The following is a 21,969-nucleotide window of genomic DNA, read 5'->3' as shown; positions in this document are numbered from 1 at the left end:
TTAGACTTGTTAGACTTGTTAGACTTGTTAGACTTGTTAGACTTGTTAGACTTGTTAGACTTGTTAGACTTGTTAGAAACTACAAATTTTGGATTTTAAAAACGTCATTTCGAGTGGTTTTTCGTAATAAAATGAAGAAAAATTGTATTGAGAAATCCTTAGAATACCAATTATTACTTGCTGCGAATTCACGAATATCTTTCTTCTTGGTTATTCTTATAAAGGTTAGAATTTATTTTTAGCTTGTTTATCGGCACGAGTTACAAACTCGCACTAACGTTCATTGTTAAACGCGCTTTACCTTTAGATTACTTCGTAATTAGATTTTTTTGAAAAGATTTTATCTCTACTGAAAATTCAACTAAACTTAGTTTCAAAGTATTTCTCGACACTAATTTGCTAAGGCAAATTCACTCGAAATGACGTTCAGAAAACCAAAAAACCAACACTCTAATAGCGATAACGCTTCTAACATTCCAAAAGCAAAGCGCGTCTAAAAATCTAAGACGAAGCTGAGAAGGTTAGAATCTATTTTTAGCTTGTTTGTCAGCACGAGTTACAAACTCGCACTAACGTTCATTATTAAACGCTCTTTGCCTTTAGATTACTTCGTAATTAGGCTTGTTAGAAAGTTATTTTTTGTCATTCTCAATGTATGTGCTGTAAAAAAGCTATCAACATTGCTATAATTCAAGGAATTGCGACAAGCATTACTAGGTAGAATCGCTTTAATCCTTAATATTTGAATCATTATTAATTTAAAAATATTGAATTATGGAAATGTTTGAAAAATTTAAAGCATCTAGTATCATGACTTCAAAAATAGTTGGAGGAAACACAACTAATGAAGACGAAGAAATTATTACTACTTTAGGTACTATTACAAATGAAGGAGATTGATAATATTTTATGTTCGCACAAGTTTTGAATTTGTGCGAACATTTTTTTTGAAAAGATTTTATTTCTACTGAAAATTCAACTAAACTGAATTTCAAAGTACTTCTCGATACAATTTTTCTTCATTTTATTACGAAAAACCACTCGAAGTGACGTTTGTAATAACTGAACTCGTTTAAATATTTAAAAGCGATACTGCTTCCAACATTCGAAAAGCGGCATTGCATCTAAAAATTGAAATAGACCGAGTTTCAAAGTACTTCTCGATACTAATTTGCTAAGGCAAATTCACTCGAAATGACGCTCAGAAAACCAAAAAACCAACACTCTAATAACGAAGCGTTTCTAACATTCCAAAAGCAAAGCGCGTCTAAAAATCTAAGAACAAAGCTACGCCGAATTACGACTCGCATTAATGTTTCCAAATAGCGAACGCGTCACCATTTTTTCATAGATTTTTAACTCACTTTCGTTAGCCTCAGGATCTTTTTGCAATTCTTGAATCTTACGCAATGCATATTGCTGAATCGTAAGTAACGGTAAAACAATCTTTTCACGCGCATGAATTGAAGCTTTTCCTGCTTGTTCATTCTCCATTAAACTTTCATAACCTGTTAGTTTTAAGAGCATTCGTTTTGTGCGATTGAATTCTTCAAAAATTATACTCCAAAATTCACCAAACTCCTCATTATCTTTCATATACGCAGTTAACTTAAAGAAAGACTTCGTCAAACTCATCATACTATTTTCAAGCAATGTTCTAAAAAAAGAAGAGTTTTTATATAGATCTTCTACAGCTTCAAACTTTCCACTTTTCTCCATATATTCTAGCGCTGTTCCAACACCATAAAAACCAGGAACGTTTTGTTTTAATTGACTCCAACTTCCCACAAACGGAATAGCTCGTAAATCTGAAAAGTTAAATTCTTTCGATTTTGAACGCTTTGACGGACGACTTCCAATATTCGTTTTTGCATAATACTTCAATGTGCTCATACGCTCTAAATATGTTAAAAAGCATGGATGTTTTTTGAAAGCTACATACGTATCATAACTTATGGAAGCTAAAGCTTCCATTGTCTTTTTATCTTCGTCTGAGAATTCTGCCGTAGCACTTGAAAATATTTCATTTGAAATTCCCGAACTCAATAATTGCTCTAAATTGTACTGACACGATTCTGGAGTTCCAAAGTTTGAACTAATCGTTTGCCCTTGTACTGTTAGCTGTATTTCTTCATCTTGAATGGTGTTTCCTAAAGAAGCATAGAATTGATGCGTTTTTCCTCCTCCACGCGCTGGCGGTCCGCCTCTACCATCAAAGAAAATTACTTTGATTCCAAATTCTCGTGAAATCGCAGTTAATTCTTCTTTAGCTTTGAAAATACTCCAATTTGCCATCAAATAACCACCATCTTTGGTTCCATCAGAGAAACCTAACATAATGTACTGCTTATTTCCTCTGCGTTTTAAATGTGCCGCATACGCTTCGTTTGTATACAAAGTTCGCATGACACTTTGCGCTGCTTGTAAGTCTGGAACGGTTTCAAACAATGGCGAAACATCTACATCTGGCTGTTTCCAATTGCACAAACGCAACATACTAAATGCTTCCATTACATGCAATGCTGACTGATTGTTACTAATGATATAACGATTGGCTCCACGTTCACCATTATTACTCTGAATGGTTTTCATTGCGTAAATTGATGAAATGGTAGCATTTGTAATTTCGTTTTCAAAATATTCAGATGCCACTACAGCATCGATATTTGTAAGCGCTTTTATTTTTTCTTCTTCGGTAGCATTGGCATAATCAATAGAAAACAACCCGTTTTCGCGTGCTTCCATTACTTCCACAATGTTTTCAAACACACCTTGATGCACTCTTGAATCTTGACGAATGTCTAACATTGCAAAGTGAAACCCGAATAATTTCACCTTATTGATCAAATCATTGATTTCCGCACTGAATAAGGATTGATGATCCGAAACAATCACATCTCTAATCGCTTTTAGTTCCGCTTCAAACTCAGCCAAAGAGAACATTTCGTCTTCTTTACGCAAATATACGTTGTCGTACAACATACGTTCTAAATGCGCCAAACGCTTCTCTACACCTTCAAACGTGAGTCTACGCTTAAGTTTACGAATGTCGCGATAATAATTCAGTAGAATTGTGCTACGCAAGCGTTCTGCAACTTTCAAGGTGATTTCTGTCGTTACAAACGGATTTCCATCTCGATCGCCGCCAGGCCAAAAACCTAAATCAATCACCTGATTATCTAATTCTTCATCTTTAAAGATATTGTCCTGAATGTAATTGTATATTTTACTTGCAGAATGGTAAAAAACGTTCTCTAAGTACCAAATTAAGCTGACTGCTTCATTGTAAGGCGTTGGCTTTTCCTTTTTGAAGAAAGGCGTTTTTCCTAACTGCGCCAAGAGCTTTTTGATAGTCAGCAAATCATCTTTTTCAATAGCTTCTGCTAAGTCTGTAATGATTCCTAATACTTGCCCAGGATAGAACTGCGTTGGATGCGCCGTCAATACCGGACGAATTTTAAAACGTTTTAAATAGGTTTTGAGCGCGTCCATTTGATGCTTCTCTTGTGCTTCTTCCTTGATGTTTCGCAGCGTTCCACGTCCGTCCATATTGTTTACAATTGGAAAAGCAGCGTCTTCTACAGCATCAAACAAAACTACCTGACGCTCAATATATTGAATGAAACGAAATAGCAATTGGACTTTTTCTTTTTCTGTTTTGTCCTTTTCTACATAACGCTCAAAGAATTTATCCATGATTTGCGATGGATTTTTATCACGTTTGTATCCTTCTTCACAAATCTCACTAAATAAAGGCAGTAAAACACCTGTATTTGAGATTCCATCAAAAGGTAACGTCATAAAAATACTGTTGTAGATTTGATATTTGGAAGAAACATTTTCTTTAAAGCGTTCTAATTTTGGTTTGCGAGACATAAGCTCTAAAATTTTAAGATGGTTTTTTAATAAAAAGTATGGTTATCACCTGTTAATAAACAAGTTACATTCAATAAAAAAACCCTCACACGAAAAGCGCAAGGGTTTTAAATGCTATATTTTTCGTTTTTTCCTTATAAATCGTTAAAAATTGAATGCATCAAGCGGTTTTTGTCATTGATGCTCTCTTCTAACGAAATCATGGTTTCTGTACGTGAAACACCTTCAATATCATCAATCATAAAAATGATGTCTTTTGCGTGTTTTGTATTCTTTGCACGCACTTTACAGAAAATATTAAATTTTCCAGTAGTAATGTGTGCTACCGTGATATATGGAATTTCGTGTATTCTATTCAATACAAACTTCGTCTGTGAGGTTTTTTCGAGAAAAATACCTACATAAGCTATAAATGAATACCCTAGTTTTTGATAGTCTAATGTTAGCGAAGAACCTTTTATGATTCCTGCTTCTTCTAATTTTTTAACACGAACGTGAACTGTCCCTGCAGAGATTAATAATTTCTTTGCGATGTCCGTAAATGGAATTCTAGTATTCTCAATCAGCATGTCTAATATCTGATGATCCACTTCATCTAACCTAAATTTTGCCATGATTATCTTATATTATTTTTTAAAGATAATGCAAAAAAACCAAAAAAAATCGAATAATAATGCATAAAACACCATTAGATATGTTAACTAATTGTCAATTTTATTGAATTTTCTTAAATATTGGATAACCTCACTTTCCAACGAAAACGATTGAAATATATGCTTCGCAGAGATTGCCTCCTGAAAATCAATGATTTTGTGTGCGAACGATTTTTTTAACATTTTTTTATCCTCAATATAGGGTTCAAAGTGAATTTTTTCATTTTTGAGCACTTCTTGGTACATAATTCCCAAATCGAAAGTTTCATTTTGGTCCGTTTCAACGTTTTTTAAGATGACATCATAATGTTGTTTTTCGTTTTCTGGAATTTTAAAATACGCGTCCGTGTATTGCCCTATAATTTCGGTTGAACTTACGTATTGAATTGCTTCTATAAGTGCATAAAAGATCAATTCACGCACTTTTTCACGTTTATAATCATCCGGAAAATGTCCGGCTTCAAACAAAACAGTTGGTGTTCCTAGTGACTGAAAGGTATCTCCAACACAGTTTATATTAAATCCATCATCATAGCGACCAATATGGTTTGGAATGAGTTTTTGAAGCATTTCGTTCATTTTTACAATGATTTCCATGCTCTTTTGACGATTCGTTGTAATGGAACGCTCTTTATCTTCAGAAGGCGTTAAAAAGGATAGTATAGATGATTTATCTGTATATCCAGCGCTGTACATTGTTCGTTGTCCGTGTAGATTAAAGCAAAAATCAGGTTGAAATGCTTCGTAAACAGTCTTTAAAACGACGCTTTCTGGCTGTGAAAGTGTTTGTGCATCACGATTTAGATCAATTTCATTAGCATTTAAGCGTGTGTATGCATGCGATCCATCTGGATTCAACATCGGAATGATACATAAAGTACAAGTCTTTAAAATCGTTTCTGAAACTTCACTAGATTGCTTTAATACGTTTAATACGTCAAAAACAGCCTTTGTTGTGGTAGATTCATTTCCGTGCATCTGTGACCACATGAGTATTTTTTTATCTCCATGTCCAATGGTTAGGGAATAGATAGGACGATTCAACACAGAGCGTCCAATTTCTTTTATGTTGAAATTTAAAGGAACAGTATTTAACAACGGAGAAATATCATTGAGTGTAATATAACGACCTTGTAATGTTGATTCAAAATGTGAGCGATACCAATTCGCTAATGGATGTGTATACATATGTGTTTGGTTACAAGTTACAAATGTAAACATTGTATATTTTACAATTGTAAACAGTAAATCAACATGGGTTTGTTTAGCATTGTAAACTGATATCTGTGTTAACTATCATTACTGGTTTACACAGTTAACTATTAAAAATCTCACATTGCTAATTAAAATTTAAAATATTATTAATCAATTACTTATAATCTGTCACTTAAAGTTATTTTTAACGTCTTAATTATTGTTTAACATTGTATACTTGTACATTTCAAACATTCTATTTACATTTGTAAACACATGTATTTAAAACTCTTTGTTTACAATGATAAACACTCCTGATTTTACAAAAAGACTTCGAAAAGTTATTGAATATTACGATTTATCTGCTTCTGCATTTGCAGATCGATTGGGCGTACAGCGTTCAAGTATTTCACATATTCTATCAGGAAGAAACAAACCGAGTTTAGAATTTGTGATGAAGATTTTGAGTAGTTTTCCTGAAGTAGAATTGTATTGGTTGTTGAATGGAAAAGGCAGTTTTCCAAAAACAGATAGTCCTGAAACTGTAAAACCTACTCCTCCAATTTCAAAACCAAATACACCACAAACTACTTTTCAGCAATCATTGCCTTTGGAAGAAAAAATTCAAACTTCTATTCCAACTCAAATTTCGTCTAATGGAAAAACAATTGATAAGATTGTCATTTTTTACACGGATGGAACTTTTGAAGCGTATCAGAAGTAATTTCTCTAACTATATTTAGTAGTAATAGAATTCCAGTGATTATGTATGTAATTAGTAGTAGTATTCCCAACAGAGATAATTCTGAAAGAAAGAAACTATAAGCCAACCAAACAAGTGTTACTAAAACAAAGGTTATGCTAAACAATCCAGTTCTTGTTTTTAAAGAATCAGATTTATTTTTTGCATAAGAAAATAAAATCAACAAAGTAATCGTAATCACTACGGTTGCCATCAATATTATTAACTCTAAGGGTAATTTATTTTTTTCACCCAAGCCTATAGCCCACATCAATATGTATATTAATTTCCCTAGAGATATTAGGGAATATACTATTGAAGTTGAATAATAATTTATTTTCATATTCTTTAAGCTAATCACTAATACTTAACTCTTCATTATTTGTGACAGGATTAAAGGTAATAAATTACGACCGTTATTTATTAGTTCATTATTTTATTTATCACCAGCTGATTTTTTAGTTACTTTGTAAAGAATTCACACAAAATAATATTCTAGTGAAAAAAATCATTTTCAGCATTTGTACCGCCTTATTTCTAACTTCTTGTTATCATGTAGAAGTGAATTGTAAAGATTTTAAAACAGGAACTTTTGAGTTTACCTATGAGATTAATGGTGAGACAAAAACAGGAAAATCAGTTCGTACAGATACCTTAAGTGTTGATTATTATGAAAATAAGATTGACACATTTACCATTCGTTGGGTAACGGAGTGTGAGTTTATTGGTAGGAAATTGCATCCTGTCGATTATTCGGACAGCAAACCAATTCAGATGAAAATTATTTCTACAACGGAAGATTCGTATTTGTTAGAGTATAACTTACTTGAAGATCAATCTACTAAAAAACGTGGTACTGTTAAAAAACTAAAATAATATGTTCGAATTATTTTCAAATCCAGATGTTTGGGCAGCGATTGTAACGCTGACATTATTAGAAATTGTTTTAGGAATTGACAATATTATTTTTATTTCGATTGCTGCTGGAAAATTGCCTGATAAACTTCGCAAACGTGCAACGAACATAGGTTTGGCACTTGCTATGGCGATGCGTATTATATTACTGTTTGGAATTTCGTGGTTGGTAGCCATGAAAGCTCCTTTTTGGCTCATCAACGAAAGTTGGGTTACGGGCGGTATTAGCTGGCAAGCTGTGATTTTATTTTTTGGTGGAATTTTTCTATTGTATAAAAGTACCAAAGAAATTCACGAAAAAGTTGTCGATCGTGAGCATGACGAACGTGAAGTGAAAAATCACCGTTCTACGACTTTGACAAAGGCAATTATTCAAATTACCATGATTAATATTGTATTTTCGTTTGACTCTATTTTAACTGCGATTGGTATGACAAACGGAATTTCTGCAAATCCAACAGACGCTTTAATTGTGATGATCATTGCTGTTGTGGCTTCTGTGATTATTATGATGCTGTTTGCAAATCCTGTAGGTAATTTTGTGAATAAGAATCCTTCGATTCAGATTTTAGGATTGTCATTTTTGATTTTGATAGGATTTATGCTGATTGCAGAAGCAGCACATATTTCTCACCTGAAAGTGTTTGGACAAGAAGTTGGCGCTATTCCTAAAGGTTATTTGTATTTTGCAATTGCTTTTTCTTTGATGGTAGAATTCTTGAATTTACGTATGGCAAGGAAGAAGGCTCAGTAGTTGTTGATTGTTGATTGTTGATTGTTGAATATGATACGCTATTCTTTATTTCAAAGACTTAACTAGTAAACTTATAAACTTTTAAGCTTCAACCTAATTATTCAAAATTTCACCTAAAGCTTGAAAATACTCAGGAAAATTGATCAAATTGTTATGTTCACCATTTTGAATGGTATAAAACTTTTTGGCACCACTACCCGACTTTTCATGTAATATTTGTCCGTGCTCATAAGGAACGACTGCATCATTGGTTCCGTGAATCATATACGTTGGTATTGAGATTTGTTGAATGTTTTTTACATTCTGAAAAGGATATTTTAACAACCATTGCAGCGGTAAAAACCAAAAACGTTTTTTTGCGACTTCGTATACACTTGTAAACGTGGATTCTAACAATAGTAATTTCGCATTGCGTTGTGTGGCCGTATGTGTTGCAAAAGCTCCACCAAGTGAGCGACCAAATATGATAATTTCTTCTTCTGAAAACTTTGTTTTGGCAAAATCATAAAACAACAAAGCATCTGCTAACATGCTGTCATAACTACGTTTTCCTTGACTTTTTCCATAACCACGATAATCCATAATAATGACATCATAGTTATAGGTTTTGGATAAATCTTCTGCCCATTTCCCCCAATATTCTAAAGTACGTGCATTTCCATGGAAATATAAAAGGACGCCTTTTGGGTTTTCTTGTTGATAGTGCAATCCATGTAAAATAGCATCATCCCAAGCTTTTAAGTAGAGTTCCTCAAAAGCTATAGATGACGTAAATACGTGATCTTGTGGCAAAGTTTCACTTTGGAATATTATTTTTTCTTGAAAAGCGAGTAACATAAAAATTATAAGCAAATATAAAGCAATCAGTGGAATCCCAATACGTTTCAAAAATTTCATCTAAGCTTTTTTCCTTCTAAAGTTTAAACTAGAGTTTTTAGGATCTATTTCTTTCGGTAATTCTGAATATAAAATCTCTTCTAAAAAACGATGGTATTGCGGAAAGGTATGCAAATTATTATGTCCGCCATCAATTACAGGATACAATCGTGCCCATTTCGGATTTATTTTAGAGAGTTTCACACTGGTTTTGAACGGAATAAGCTTATCATTGGTTCCATGAATAATTTTAATCGGACATTTTACATATTCAATCCAACGATAGGTTTTTACCGGAAATCGTAAAATCAACGACATTGGCATAATGGGCAAAAAACGTTTTGTAATATGCTTTACGCTGTAATATGGCGCATCAAGAATTAATAAACGCGGATTATTGCTAGAAGCCAATTTCGTAGCAAATCCGGAGCCTAACGATCTTCCGTACAAAGTGATATACTTTTCGTCTACTTGTTCCTTTAAACGGTCGTATACGTATTGTAAATCCTTTTTTATGCCTGCTTCCGTGCGTTTTCCAGTACTTTTTCCGTAGCCGCGATAATCTACCATCAATACATCAAAACCATGACGTGTAAAATCGACTGCAAACTTTCCCCAACCTTTAATGCTTCTTGAGTTTCCTTTTAAATATAGCACGACACCTTTTGGTTTTCGGACTTTAAAGTGAATTCCGTTGATATTGACGCCAGGATCAACTTCAATATTATATTCGTCAAAAAGTTGATTTTCATAATTAAACTCAAAATCACTTGGCAATTTTTCAGCTTTGAAGATAAAGCGTTCTTGCAGAAAGTAGAGTACTACATTCGCAATAATATAAACGATGATAAAAATTACAATTCCAATTGCCCAGTATGACATCTATGCGTGTGATTTTAAAGTCTTAAGATAGGAAAAGTAAAATACAAAAGCACTAATCTTATATAAGATTAGTGCTTTTTTTATGATAAAGAATTCTAATTAATGTCTTAACAGCCAAGAATTGATCCCAAAGCATTGCATGCAACTTGCAAACTTGGACTTTGTTGACTGCGTGTAGTATCATTTGTATTACAGCCTCCGCATCCAGTTTCACAGGTTTCTGTTTCTCCACAATATAGCGTATAACATGTAATTGTATAATTCGGATTTGTTTCAGATGCATCCGTTGTAAAAGTAGTTGTTTCGCCTGAATTATATCCGCCAAGTTGATTCGACAAATTTAAACTTGAAATTTTGCTTTTTTTTAATTTTAATGTTGATAAACTTTTCTTTTTCATAATGATCTTTTTTTAGTAAAAATTATTGTCTTTTTATAATTAACAATTTGCCATTGTTCCAAATCCATTACACGCAACTACAATACTAGGTGACTGTAACGATTTGGTAGTATCGTTAGTAATACAATCGGTAGGATTCTCCGAAATACATTCTTGACAACTACCACAATCTGTATTTTCCGTTACTACATTCGATGGTTCTTGTTCAGTAGCTCCTGTAACTGTTCCTCCTTTGGTTCCGTGTAGAAGAGTTAGGTTTGAAATTCTACTTTTTCTTAATTTCAAATTTGATATATTACGCTTTTTCATTACAATATATTTTAATGTTAATACTGTAAAGAAACTAAAAATATGAGTGTTTTTAGGAGCTTACCGTTGACAGTTCATAAACTATCAATCAATTTCTAAGTCGTCACGTAGCTTTTTTAGGTATTGAGATGGATAAATTCCCGTTTGTGCTTTAAATGCTTTTGAAAAGGTTTCTTGACGTTTGAAACCAAATTCTTCTGCGATGGCTTTAATGGTATATGAACGTAATTTTTCATCATTTTTTAATCGTATCAAAGCTGCATTAATTCGCAATTCGGTAATATATGCTTTGAAGGTTTTGTGTTTGTAATTGTTGATTACATTCGACACATACGACGTATTTGATGCTAATTTTTCAGCAACATATCCCAAACTACACTCCAACGACAAAAATTCTTCTCGTTCCTCAAACATTGTTAGTTTCTCCAATAATAGTGCCGCTTTTTTGTCCGTCACTTTATCCGAAATACTGGAAACCGTTTTCTGTTTTGATGTTTTTTGTGCTTCCTGTGCAGTTTCTAAAGCAATTACTTTTTGCAAAACTTCCGCAGCCTTTTTTTGAATGCGTTTCACTTTCAGTTTGTAAAAAACAATACTTCCTATTAATAACAATACAAGAAAAACAGCCAATGCATACAATAGTTTTTTTCGTTTTTCTTGTGCTTGAAATTCTTCTTCTAATACTTTTACTTTTTTGTTAATTTCAGCAATATCATGTTTGGTATGAATTGTTGAAACTACTTTTATGTTTTTCTTTCTTTCTTGTAGCAATAATCTATTTTGTTCTTCAAAGTGAAATTTTGATTGCTCCCTATCTTCTATTTTAGAATAATTCCAGGATAATAAAGCGTGTAGTTCACGTTCATTCGAATATGTTTTTTCGGAGTTTTTTAAGAGCGTATAAAATCTTTCTAAACTTTGAATGGCTTCTGAATGGTTTTCGAGAGCATCATAATTTTTCCCCAGATAAAAATATGCTGTAGCACGTAATTTTTCATCCTTAATTTCTTCGGCAAAGACCGTAATTTCGTTTATTAGTTCAATACTACTATCATACTTTTGTTCCTGAAAATGAATAATTGCTTGATTCATTTTTAATTCATAATAATAGATAGGATATTCAGTCTTTGAGCATATTTTCAATCCTAAATCATTATAATAAATTGCTTTTTTGATATGATCTTCTTCTTCACTAACTTCCTGCATTCTCAGATATATATCTACTAAATTTCTATAGGATGAAATTTGAGTTATATTCTTATACGCAGTATCTATTTTAATCGTATTGGTAATGGTAAGATTTTCTTTGTACATCGCAATGGCTTCCACATACGCTTGATTCATTTGCTTGATGAATGCAATATTAGCCGAAGGACTAATTTCATACGATCTGTCTCTACTTACTACAGCATATTCCTTTGCTTTTATGAAATCATCTAGTGCATCTAAATGTTTTCCCATATCTAAAACAATCGATCCTTTCTGATTGTAAATTCTACTCAATAAAAGTGCATTATTCAGTGTTCTTGCTAAAGAAATTGCTTTTTCAATGTCTTGGAGTGCTGCTTTATTTTTAGTTAATAAGGATTTACTATACGCACTTTTTGACAAAGCATCAATGATATTGTTTGTATCGTTTTCTTTTACAGCATTTTTATACGCAGCTGTAATGTAGGTATTTGCCTTCTCTGGATTTTTATTAATTGTTTTAAAAAAAGATTGTACAAGTTCATCATACGATTTAACAGCCAATGAATCAGCCTGACTATACAACGTTGTACTTCCGCAGAAGCAGAAAAAGAAAATACAGATTTTGAAAATTGGGGAACAGCAATACTGTTTGAAATTCAACATAGTATAATTTTGAAGTGTGATTTACAAGATACATAATATTGAATTAGAATATCTAGATATTTTTATTGGTTGCATTCGCAAAGTCTCTAATGTAAACATAAAGACACGATTAATAAAACAGTGATAAAAAAAAGCACTAACTATACTTAATAATTAGTGCTTTTTCTCTTTGATAGTTGTTATTTAACAGGCTTCATTGTTTGAATTTTCAGCACACGTAGGCGCATATGATCCTAGATTCCATGTTTTTAAGGTTCCATCATTAGTTCCACCAACTATAGTATGTAGTTTTTTGAAACTTGCGATATTTTTCTTTCCCAATTTTAATAATGATTCATTACGTTTTTTCATACGAGTAGATTTTAATGTTATAGTATAGAAATTGTTGTTATTACTAATTCCTATAGTATATACGCATGAATCTGATTTTTATTGTTACTTCAAATTCTCTAAAATAAAGTCTACCGTTTTATTCGTATTGTTGTTTTGCATGTACGAATCTGTAATGTGCTTAGAATCCAATGCGCAACCATTTTTTGCCAACGATTCTATGCTTTCTAAGTAATTCAAAGAAATTTTACCACGCAATAATGGTTTCATATCTTTTCCTGATTTGTAGTAATCGTATACTTTTTTTAATCCTGTGAGATATAAATAGTCTTTGGTAAATCCGCCGCCACGATGCGCTCTTGTTGATACATTAAAAGCTGTTTCACGATCTAAATCATACGTATTTACAAACAATCGGAATGTTTTAGAAAACGAATATCCTTTCGCCAAACTATCGACTGCAATGACTCTATATGCCAATTCTTTTAAACGTTTTACCGTTAAATTGTTACTCATATATTCTGAAAAAACGGCCAAACCTTCTTGAGTTTCTTCATAATTTGGAAAACCGTTGGCGAATATTTTTAGTGGATGCAATAATCCGTTCATCGTTGTTACCATGTGCACACCAATTTCATGATTGGTCAATACGGCAATTTCATTATCTGAAAACGTATGTCTTTCATTAATCACGAGCGTTTTGATGTTGTTTAACACCATGGCGATAGCGCTCATATCTTTTGAAAACTTGATTTGATATGAAAAATCGTATTGTGATGAATATTCTCGGAATAACTTTGCTGTTTCTTCTGCACTGTATTTTGGTTGAAACTGCGCTTCATTTTCATCTTCTTCATCAAAATGCAGAATAAACTTAGCATTTTCGACATCTTGCTCTGTTGGTGTTCCAAAAGAACGCAAACTATTGTAATAAAACTTATGTTTTGTTCCGATGGTTTCTATACATTGAATCAATCCAGAATATGCATAAATAATATCTTCGTACAATGCTCTAGTAGATTCATTTTCAATTTGTTCTATAGGTTGTTCAAATAACTCTCTATGCAAATGAAAACGATCAAAGTCAATTTTTGGATATACAAACTTAGGATCGGTAAGGTATTTTGATTGGAAGAATTTTTGTTTTTCTTCTTCCATATTCAATGGGTTGACATAACTTAGTAATTCTACTTTCTTTACTAAATCGTCAATATTTTTATCTATTTCAAAAAGCACTTTGCTCGCTACATTGATATCATTCATTCGTACTACGTTCTTTTCTTAGCTATGTTTTTGATAAAAGTCGTTTGCATGTTGCGGAACAAGCGTTTTTAAAGCTTTTTCTAATGCGGAAACCACTTCGGGGAACATGATTTGATTAATTTCGTCGCAATATATCTTTTTTACTTCAGTTGCCAAAACTAAGGTATTGCTAAAATGCTGTGTTATGAACTTTAAAAAGTATCCGTTTCCTTGAAACGTATCATTGATTTTTGACGTAGAAGCAATTCCATTGGGTAATTTTATTTCGGACAACATGTTACGCCAAGACTCTATAATATCACCAAAACGCTCATTATCAACATTTCCTGTGCCTAAATTAAACGTTGGTACTTCTCGCTCCCAACGTTTCCAATTGTATGAGTGCATATCATACACGACACATACACCAAATTTTTCTTCCAATTTGGCAATCAACGCATGTACTACTTTATAAAAATTAGCATGCTTGTCCAAACTCTTCTGCTTCATTGCTGCTGGCAAAGGCGAATGCCACAATTGTTTTCCCCAAGCATCTTCGTAAATAGCGCTTTCTGGAGCACGGTTTAGATCGTATTCAAAACGAGAATCCATTCCGGCAATCACAATTGGATGCGTTTGTACCATTTCTTTCGTGGCTGGATCTTCTTCAAACCAACGCTCATATTCGGTATGAATGCAATTTTCCCAAAGTTCGCGTCTAAATTGATGTCCGTCATGCACAGCACCACAAGCATATGGCACGTATTTGTCAATTTTAATCGTAAAAGAATAATCGGCAGAAACAGCTTCAAATAGTTCTTCTTGCTGAATCTTGGTTACAATTTGGTCAATAGTTAGTTTTTTCATAATCATTTAGCTATCCTACTCTAAATATTTTTATTTCTTTTTCTACATCAAAATCTCCATGAGCTTCATTTATAATTTTGACAGAAACTTTATAATCTAATTTATAGATTTTTAAAAGTTCATCCAACTCCTCTTGCTGTTTTTTAGCAATTTTATAATCTCTTCTGTATTTATTTATGGGACCAATAGCTACTGCTGCAAAGCATATGACTAAAAATATGACAAATGGAGACATTGAATAACCTCTTATAGAAGTTTCTGAAGCACTTAATAAATTAGCGACTATAAACACGCCAACAATCCCTAAACAATAGAAAATAAAGTGGCTGATTGTATCTTTTTTAGTTTTAGTCACCAATTCTAGTTTTGTATACACATCTACAATTCTAGCTTCTAATTGCTGTTCTAATTTTATCACATCGCACTTATTTTGAAAACTAGGTGCTTATTGTGTAATTCCACATATGGATCCTGTTTGGAAATCATAAATTCTGTGATCACAAATATGACAATGTGCTTTAGTATTCATCAATAATTTATTTAAAAATAATTAAAACATTACTTTACAATGTATCCTCTTGTTCTATAATGAGAAACTCGCACATCTGATTCTTACTCTAAATTATTCTTTTTTAATAATGATTCCAATTCTCGGAGTTTTTTTTCGTGAATATCTATTTGTTTTTTGCATTGTTGTACAGGTCTAAATGCAATTGCCAACAAGATTCCTCCAGCACCAATAGCCGCTTGAAATATTGGGAATTCTACCCATTCAGAAAAACTTGCATATGCACCGAATCCAATAACGCCAAGAGCAATAATTCCTAAGGTGCTAGCTTGTTTGAATAGACTTTTTTGTTTTAACTTCAGTTTTTTCAAAATTGTCGATTCATTGTCTATTTCAATACTGATAGATTCTTTATTTTCTTTTTCCTTCATAATTGTAATCTATAATACATAGATAATCAGCATATTATATTCAATATCATCATAACCAAAATTAGAACTACAGTAGTTTTTTTGCAAATTTATATGTTTGGTTGTTTACTCAGTTTCTTTGTATAAGTTTCCCCATTCTGTCCATGAACCATCATATACACTGTATTCTTTAAAACCTGCATGTTCAGCTGCTAAAGCCAGAATACAAGCTGTAATTCCTGTGCCGCATGAAAACGTGAATGCTTTTTTTTCGGTTTGATAGGATGAAAATATTGCTTGAAGTGCTGCTTTTGATTTAAATGTCTGATTGTTTAATAAGCTTGTATATGGAAGATTTTTTGAGCTTGGAATTTGCCCGCTGCGCAATCCTTTTCTCGGTTCTGGAATGTTGCCAGTAAATCTTCCTTCGGAACGCGCATCAAGAATACAACTGTTTGAAGTTTCTATCTCCTGAAGCATTCCGTAATAATTTTTGAATAGATGCAAACGATCTTTCCCTTGAAAATTTCCTAAATCTCCATTGTATAAAGTTTTGCTTTCTACTTGATAGTTTGCAGCTTTCCAAGCAGGAAATCCGCCGTTTAATACTGCAATATTGTCAAATCCCATAGCTTTGAACATATACCAAACTCTTGGTGAAGCATAAATCCCTAACTCATCATACACAACAATGGCACTGTTTTGATTGATGCCTAATGTTTGTGCTTTTGCAGTGAAATCTTCTACGGAAATCATGGTGTTTGGAAAAGGTGCATCAATCACACTAAAGACTTTTTTGATATCAAAAAAACGTGCGTTCGGAATTTGAGTCGTTTCCGTTTTAGAACCTGCATCTACTACTCTTGGAATGGTTCCATTTAAAACAACAAGATTGATTGCATGAAGATGTTCCTGCAACCAATCTGTAGATATTATTGGGTTTGTAATTTGTATTTTCATTAGGCTTCGTCAACAGCTTTACGTAATCGAACACGTCTGTCAAATGCCTGTAATTTATCCGTGACTTTACTTTCAACGAAGTCAATTACTTTTTCCTGAATTTTCACTTTATATACTTTGTTAATGTAGGTAATTCCGCCTGGAGACATTACATTCACTTCTACTAGTTTTCCTCCAATAACATCAATTCCAACAAAATACAGTCCGTCATTCACTAATTTCGGACCAATTTGCTTACACAAAGCTTTTTCTTCTTTGGTTAAGGTATGTTTTTGAACGCTTCCACCAGCACTTACATTCGATCTGTGATCATCTGATCCTGGCACACGCTTCATGGCTCCGATAGGTTCTCCATTTAAGAGTAAAATACGAACATCACCTTGATCAGCTCCTTCAATATAATCTTGTAAAATGACATAGTTGGAAGAACCATCACCACTTGTGATATAAAAATCTAGTAAGGATTTAATGTTGTTCATGGCGGATTTCTCAATTAAAATCACACCTGAACCTCCAAAACCATTCAAAGGTTTCAAAATCATTTTATCTGCTTTCGATTCTTTGATTTGCTTTACTAAATAGTCTTTATTTTTAGAAACATGCGTATTTGGAATGATATTGCTGTGCGCATCTCCAAAAGCCGCTGTGTATAACTTATTGTTAGCTTCTCGCATTCCTTGCAACGAATTCACAATAAAGACATCATCTTTTACAGAATCCAAGAAGTTCAACATAATTGGATCTAATGGCGGATTTGCACGCATAAAAATTACATCAAAACCAGCTAATGGCAACATTTCTTCTCTTAACTGTGCTTTTGTATAAAACGATTTTAAGGTGCTGGGCACTTTGTCCATTCTACTGATTACAGTACAAAAAGCATTCGTTACACTATCGCGAATGGTTAAGTTAGAAGGTGTACACATAGCAACGCCATGTCCGCGTTTTACACATTCTTTAATTAAAGCTAAACTTGTATCGTTTTCTGGATCGATATCTTCCCAAGGATACATTAAAAAACAGATATTCATTGAGGTAATTTTTTTGGTTGGTTTTTGGTTCTCTTAAAAATATATAAAATAGTTGGTTTTTATACTATGATTCTTCAGGTTGATAATTATCGTCCCAATTTTTAGGTTTAGGATCGTGTAATTTCCCTAATGATTTGGCGACAACCATTGAAACGGTGGCATCTCCTGTGACATTGATAACGGTTCTACACATGTCTAACGGTCTGTCTATTGCAAAGATTAATGCCAATCCTACTGGTAGTAATGCAGGATCAAATCCTACAGATTCTAACACAATTACCAACATTACCATTCCTGCACTTGGTACAGCTGCACTTCCAATAGAAGCCAATAATGCGGTAAATACGATGATTAATTGTACTTGAAAATTGATGTCTTCTGGTGTGAGCACTTGCATGATAAATACGGCAGCAATTGCTTGATATAAACTCGTTCCGTCCATATTTACAGTAGCACCAACTGGCAATACAAATCCAGAGACTTCTTTATCAACTCCAATATGCTCTTCTACTCTTTCCATCGTAACTGGCAAGGTTGCCGCACTGGAACTTGTTGAGAAAGCTAGTAATTGCGCAGGACTTATTTGTTTTAGGAACCATAATGGCGATTTTTTCGTGTATACGCTGACAATGATTAGATAAAAAACAATCATTAAAATCAATCCGCCCACAACACACAATCCATAGGATAAAAGTTTCATTAATATCTCAGGATCATCAAAGGCGACAATAACATTTGCTAAGAGTGCAAAAACGGCGTATGGTGCAAATAACATAATTAAATCCACCATTTTCATGACTATTTCATTCAAGGAATCGAATATATCAATCATGGGTTTGGCTTTTTCTGCTGGAATGAGTAATAAACAAATTCCTAAAAACAGTGCAAAAAAGATGATTTGAAGCATTTTAGCTTCTCCTAACGATTTAAAGATATTTTGTGGAAAAATATCTACCAACGCTTGTAATGGTCCAGCATCTTTTTGCGCTGCCGCTTTGGTCATTTTATCTTTGACACCATCAGAGTTTACATATTTTTCTTTAATTTTTTCAATCGTTTCTTTCGGCATTCCTTCTCCTGGTTTTACCGTATTTACAATTCCCAACCCGATGATAATCGCAACGAGCGTTGTAACCACATAAATTCCTATGGTTCGTAATCCCATCTTTTTAATTTTGGCAATATCTTTTAAATCAGAAATACCTTTAATGAGCGAAGCTAAAATTAACGGAACTGCAATCAATTTTAATAAATTGATAAAAATAGTTCCGAAAGGTTTTACCCAACGACTTATAAAATGCTCAGCTCGTGTAACTTCAACAGTTTTAGCTTTGATTTCTTTGAACGAACTCACTATTTCTCCATTTATGACCTCTTGGACAATTTCGTATGAAGCAGGAATTTCTTTTAGAACTACTTTTTCACTTCCCCATGAAGTCCATAATAGGATGAAAGCGAAAAGCACGCCTAAGACCATTCCTATCAAAATTTTCCAATGTAATGCCATTTTTTTCATGCAGTGGGTTTTATTTATGTTGTTGTTTTTGAATTAGTTGACGTAAATGCTTTTGAAATTGGTTTTCGTAAAAAGATTATTACCAATCCTACTAAGATATATAAAAAATTGGTGATTAAATTTGCTTGTAGTGTTTCTGCAGTTTCATCCAATGAAAAAACTCGGCTATTGATGTTTGATTTGATCAACGTATAAGCATCAATCAAAATATAGGGTACAACAAAAAACACCATGTAGAACCCTAAAATACAAATAGTAGCTTCCAATACATACCTACTGTTCATCCCCGAGAAATCGAAACGATCTGTTGAAAATCCTTTGTCTAACTTTAGCAATTTCACAATGGTTGTTGCTTGCGAAAGCATGAAATAAATAATTGCTATAAAGAGCAAAATAATACCTGCAAGCTCAATGATTTGTGATGCGTCATATATTTCTCTGTACAAAATTAATTGTGTGACTAGTGGAATGATTCCACTAAAGAAAAAATACAATGCTAATACTTTTACTACAACTACAAAAAAGTCTTTTACGGTCATATTTTGATCGTTTTATTCATTAGATAATAATCGGCTAATACCAATGCTGCCATGGCTTCTACAATAGGCACAGCTCTTGGCACGACACATGGATCGTGACGACCTTTTCCTGTCATTTCAACAATTTCACCATCTTTGTTGATGGTATCTTGCGATTGCATAATGGTTGCTACAGGTTTGAATGCTACATTGAAGTAAATATCCATTCCGTTGCTGATTCCGCCTTGAATTCCTCCTGAAAGATTGGTTTTCGTAGTTCCGTCAGCATTAAATATATCGTTGTGTTGACTTCCTTTCATTTTGGCACCTTCAAAACCACTTCCATATTCAAAACCTTTTACAGCGTTGATGGATAACATGGCTTTTCCTAATTCTGCATGCAATTTATCAAACACAGGTTCGCCTAATCCAATAGGTACATTTTGAATTACACACATTACAGTTCCGCCAATAGTATCGCCTTCTTTGCGTATTTGTCGAATTCGTTCCTCCATTTCGGCTGCTTTCGCAGGATCGGGACAACGAACAGGATTGCTTTCTGTCAACGAAAAATCCAATTCATGATAAGGTGTATCTAATGAAATTTCTCCTACTGAAGATACAAAAGCATTTATGTTGATGTTTGAGAGTAATTGTTTTGCAATCGCTCCAGCTACCACTCTACAAGCGGTTTCTCGTGCCGAACTTCTTCCGCCACCTCTATAATCGCGATGTCCGTATTTTTGATCGTATACATAATCGGCATGCGATGGACGATACGAGTCTTTGATATGTGAATAATCGCGTGACTTCTGATTGGTATTATGAATGGCAAATCCGATAGGAACTCCTGTAGTTTTTCCTTCAAAAATGCCCGAATAAAACTCAACAGTATCCGGTTCTTTACGTTGCGTCACAATTGCTGATTGCCCAGGTTTTCTACGATTCATCTCATGTTGAATCATTTCTAAATCCAATTCCAATCCTGCGGGACATCCATCAATAACTCCTCCAATTGCTCTTCCATGTGATTCTCCAAAAGTGGTCAATTTAAAAAGTGATCCAAAAGTATTTCCTGCCATCCTATTTTTTTAACAAATGTAAATTTAAACTAACAGATTTAAAAACCCAACAAATGCTTAAAATTAACTTAACATTTGATGGATTCAATTGATAAATTATTAACATTCAGACAACTAAGCTTAACGCTAGTTTTTCATAGAATTTTCTTGTTTGTTTTTTATTTGTAGCGTTCTAAGAATAGTACATGAAAAAGCGAAAAATAGATCTAGTTGTCATATCCGATGTTCATTTAGGAACGTATGGCTGTCATGCCAATGAATTATTGGCCTACTTGAATAGTATTGATCCTAAAAAAGTTATTTTGAATGGCGATATTATTGATATTTGGCAATTTAGAAAACGTTATTTCCCAAAACCACATTTGCAAATTATTAAAAAGCTGATTGACTTTACAACCAAAGGTGTTGAAGTTATTTATATTACTGGAAATCACGATGAATCATTACGTCGTTTTTCAGATACAAAACTTGGCAATTTTTCATTGGTTGATAAACTTGTTTTAGAGTTGAATGGTGAAAAAGCATGGTTTTTTCATGGCGATGTGTTTGATGCTTCTATTCAAAATGCAAAATGGATTGCAAAATTAGGCGGAATGGGTTATGATTTGTTAATTCGTTTCAACCGTGTAGTCAACTGGGTTTTGTTAAAATTTGGACGTGAAAAATACTCGCTTTCCAAAAAAATTAAAAACAGCGTAAAGAAAGCTGTAAAATACATCAATGATTTTGAAGAAGTTGCTGCCGATTTAGCCATTGATAATGGTTACGGATATGTAGTCTGCGGACATATTCATCAACCGCAAATGGAAAAGAAAACTAACAGAAAAGGTTCTTGTATCTATCTAAATTCTGGAGATTGGGTTGAAAATTTGACTGCTTTGGAATATCATAAGAACCGTTGGAAACTCTACCGTCACAACGAAGATCGTTTGACCGCTTTTTATGCAGATGAAGAGTTGAAATCTATGGATTATAAGGATTTACTTGCTGCTATTACGATTGTGGAAGATCCGAAATAGTTTAGATTGTTAGACTTCTTAGATGAATTTAGT

General features: G+C 33.2%; 23 protein-coding genes. 5 read left to right on the top strand and 18 right to left on the bottom strand.

Features of this window, described 5'->3' with window-relative positions:
* The first annotated feature begins 774 nt into the window (after window positions 1-774).
* Window positions 775-900: a hypothetical protein gene (locus tag Q0845_RS27025; protein WP_298520957.1), complete on the top strand. Its 126-nt coding sequence runs from the start codon at window positions 775-777 to the stop codon at window positions 898-900.
* Window positions 901-1,287: 387 nt separating this feature from the next.
* On the opposite strand, the gene Q0845_RS27020 is transcribed toward Q0845_RS27025, so the two are convergent.
* From Q0845_RS27020 to Q0845_RS27010, 3 genes are all read right to left on the bottom strand, one after another.
* The gene (locus Q0845_RS27020; RefSeq protein ID WP_298520955.1) at window positions 1,288-3,876 is read right to left on the bottom strand and encodes a phosphoenolpyruvate carboxylase; all 2,589 of its coding nucleotides are present in this window, start codon (window positions 3,874-3,876) and stop codon (window positions 1,288-1,290) included.
* Between the two features lie 134 nt (window positions 3,877-4,010).
* The gene (locus Q0845_RS27015) at window positions 4,011-4,490 is read right to left on the bottom strand and encodes a winged helix-turn-helix transcriptional regulator (protein ID WP_007093644.1); all 480 of its coding nucleotides are present in this window, start codon (window positions 4,488-4,490) and stop codon (window positions 4,011-4,013) included.
* Between the two features lie 87 nt (window positions 4,491-4,577).
* Window positions 4,578-5,750: a M14 metallopeptidase family protein gene (locus Q0845_RS27010; protein WP_298520953.1), complete on the bottom strand. Its 1,173-nt coding sequence runs from the start codon at window positions 5,748-5,750 to the stop codon at window positions 4,578-4,580.
* A 274-nt stretch (window positions 5,751-6,024) separates the two neighbouring features.
* Between Q0845_RS27010 and Q0845_RS27005 the strand changes: the two genes are divergently transcribed.
* From Q0845_RS27005 to Q0845_RS26995, 3 genes are all read left to right on the top strand, one after another.
* On the top strand, window positions 6,025-6,447 hold the full coding sequence (locus Q0845_RS27005; RefSeq protein WP_298520951.1) for a helix-turn-helix transcriptional regulator: 423 nt from the start codon (window positions 6,025-6,027) through the stop codon (window positions 6,445-6,447).
* Between the two features lie 516 nt (window positions 6,448-6,963).
* Window positions 6,964-7,341: a hypothetical protein gene (locus tag Q0845_RS27000; RefSeq protein ID WP_298520949.1), complete on the top strand. Its 378-nt coding sequence runs from the start codon at window positions 6,964-6,966 to the stop codon at window positions 7,339-7,341.
* A 1-nt stretch (window position 7,342) separates the two neighbouring features.
* Window positions 7,343-8,134 (top strand): TerC family protein, encoded by a 792-nt coding sequence (locus Q0845_RS26995; protein ID WP_298520947.1) that lies wholly within the window; start codon window positions 7,343-7,345, stop codon window positions 8,132-8,134.
* A 93-nt stretch (window positions 8,135-8,227) separates the two neighbouring features.
* Here the strand turns inward: Q0845_RS26995 and Q0845_RS26990 are convergent, their stop codons facing one another.
* The 15 genes from Q0845_RS26990 to aroC all read right to left on the bottom strand — a co-directional run bounded on the left by Q0845_RS26990 (window position 8,228) and on the right by aroC (window position 20,917).
* Window positions 8,228-9,031: an alpha/beta hydrolase gene (locus tag Q0845_RS26990; protein ID WP_298520945.1), complete on the bottom strand. Its 804-nt coding sequence runs from the start codon at window positions 9,029-9,031 to the stop codon at window positions 8,228-8,230.
* On the bottom strand, window positions 9,032-9,892 hold the full coding sequence (locus Q0845_RS26985; RefSeq protein ID WP_298520943.1) for an alpha/beta hydrolase: 861 nt from the start codon (window positions 9,890-9,892) through the stop codon (window positions 9,032-9,034).
* A gap of 107 nt (window positions 9,893-9,999) precedes the next feature.
* Window positions 10,000-10,290 (bottom strand): hypothetical protein, encoded by a 291-nt coding sequence (locus Q0845_RS26980; protein WP_298520942.1) that lies wholly within the window; start codon window positions 10,288-10,290, stop codon window positions 10,000-10,002.
* 39 nt (window positions 10,291-10,329) lie between these two features.
* On the bottom strand, window positions 10,330-10,599 hold the full coding sequence (locus Q0845_RS26975; protein WP_298520940.1) for a hypothetical protein: 270 nt from the start codon (window positions 10,597-10,599) through the stop codon (window positions 10,330-10,332).
* 84 nt (window positions 10,600-10,683) lie between these two features.
* A complete protein-coding gene (locus Q0845_RS26970) occupies window positions 10,684-12,453 on the bottom strand; it encodes an AraC family transcriptional regulator (protein WP_298520938.1) in 1,770 nt (589 codons plus the stop codon).
* 183 nt (window positions 12,454-12,636) lie between these two features.
* On the bottom strand, window positions 12,637-12,804 hold the full coding sequence (locus tag Q0845_RS26965; RefSeq protein WP_298520936.1) for a hypothetical protein: 168 nt from the start codon (window positions 12,802-12,804) through the stop codon (window positions 12,637-12,639).
* Window positions 12,805-12,888: 84 nt separating this feature from the next.
* A complete protein-coding gene (locus tag Q0845_RS26960; protein ID WP_298520934.1) occupies window positions 12,889-14,046 on the bottom strand; it encodes a tyrosine/phenylalanine carboxypeptidase domain-containing protein in 1,158 nt (385 codons plus the stop codon).
* A gap of 18 nt (window positions 14,047-14,064) precedes the next feature.
* Complete coding sequence (locus Q0845_RS26955) at window positions 14,065-14,892, bottom strand: N-formylglutamate amidohydrolase (protein ID WP_298520932.1); 828 nt, start codon at window positions 14,890-14,892, stop codon at window positions 14,065-14,067.
* Between the two features lie 10 nt (window positions 14,893-14,902).
* Window positions 14,903-15,310 (bottom strand): hypothetical protein, encoded by a 408-nt coding sequence (locus tag Q0845_RS26950; RefSeq protein ID WP_298520930.1) that lies wholly within the window; start codon window positions 15,308-15,310, stop codon window positions 14,903-14,905.
* Between the two features lie 194 nt (window positions 15,311-15,504).
* Window positions 15,505-15,831 carry a hypothetical protein gene (locus tag Q0845_RS26945; RefSeq protein ID WP_298520928.1) on the bottom strand — a complete coding sequence of 109 codons (327 nt, stop codon included), beginning with the start codon at window positions 15,829-15,831 and terminating at the stop codon, window positions 15,505-15,507.
* 105 nt (window positions 15,832-15,936) lie between these two features.
* Entirely contained in the window at window positions 15,937-16,770 is an 834-nt protein-coding gene (locus Q0845_RS26940) for a sulfurtransferase (RefSeq protein WP_298520927.1), read from the bottom strand.
* Entirely contained in the window at window positions 16,770-17,801 is a 1,032-nt protein-coding gene (gene gshB / locus Q0845_RS26935; RefSeq protein ID WP_298520926.1) for a glutathione synthase, read from the bottom strand. Before gshB ends, Q0845_RS26940 begins: the two co-directional genes overlap by 1 nt.
* A 64-nt stretch (window positions 17,802-17,865) precedes the next feature.
* Entirely contained in the window at window positions 17,866-19,317 is a 1,452-nt protein-coding gene (locus tag Q0845_RS26930) for a dicarboxylate/amino acid:cation symporter (protein WP_298520925.1), read from the bottom strand.
* 14 nt (window positions 19,318-19,331) lie between these two features.
* Window positions 19,332-19,856 carry a hypothetical protein gene (locus tag Q0845_RS26925; protein WP_298520924.1) on the bottom strand — a complete coding sequence of 175 codons (525 nt, stop codon included), beginning with the start codon at window positions 19,854-19,856 and terminating at the stop codon, window positions 19,332-19,334.
* Window positions 19,853-20,917, bottom strand: coding sequence for a chorismate synthase (gene aroC, locus Q0845_RS26920; RefSeq protein ID WP_298520923.1), 1,065 nt, complete (start codon window positions 20,915-20,917; stop codon window positions 19,853-19,855). Before aroC ends, Q0845_RS26925 begins: the two co-directional genes overlap by 4 nt.
* Window positions 20,918-21,102: 185 nt before the next feature.
* Here aroC and Q0845_RS26915 point away from each other — a divergent pair, with 185 nt between their 5' ends.
* The gene (locus Q0845_RS26915) at window positions 21,103-21,936 is read left to right on the top strand and encodes a UDP-2,3-diacylglucosamine diphosphatase (RefSeq protein WP_298520922.1); all 834 of its coding nucleotides are present in this window, start codon (window positions 21,103-21,105) and stop codon (window positions 21,934-21,936) included.
* Window positions 21,937-21,969: the final 33 nt, after the last annotated feature.

The sequence above is a fragment of the uncultured Kordia sp. genome, assembly GCF_947489565.1.
GTDB lineage: Bacteria > Bacteroidota > Bacteroidia > Flavobacteriales > Flavobacteriaceae > Kordia.
This window is presented reverse-complemented; position numbering and strand designations above follow the sequence as displayed.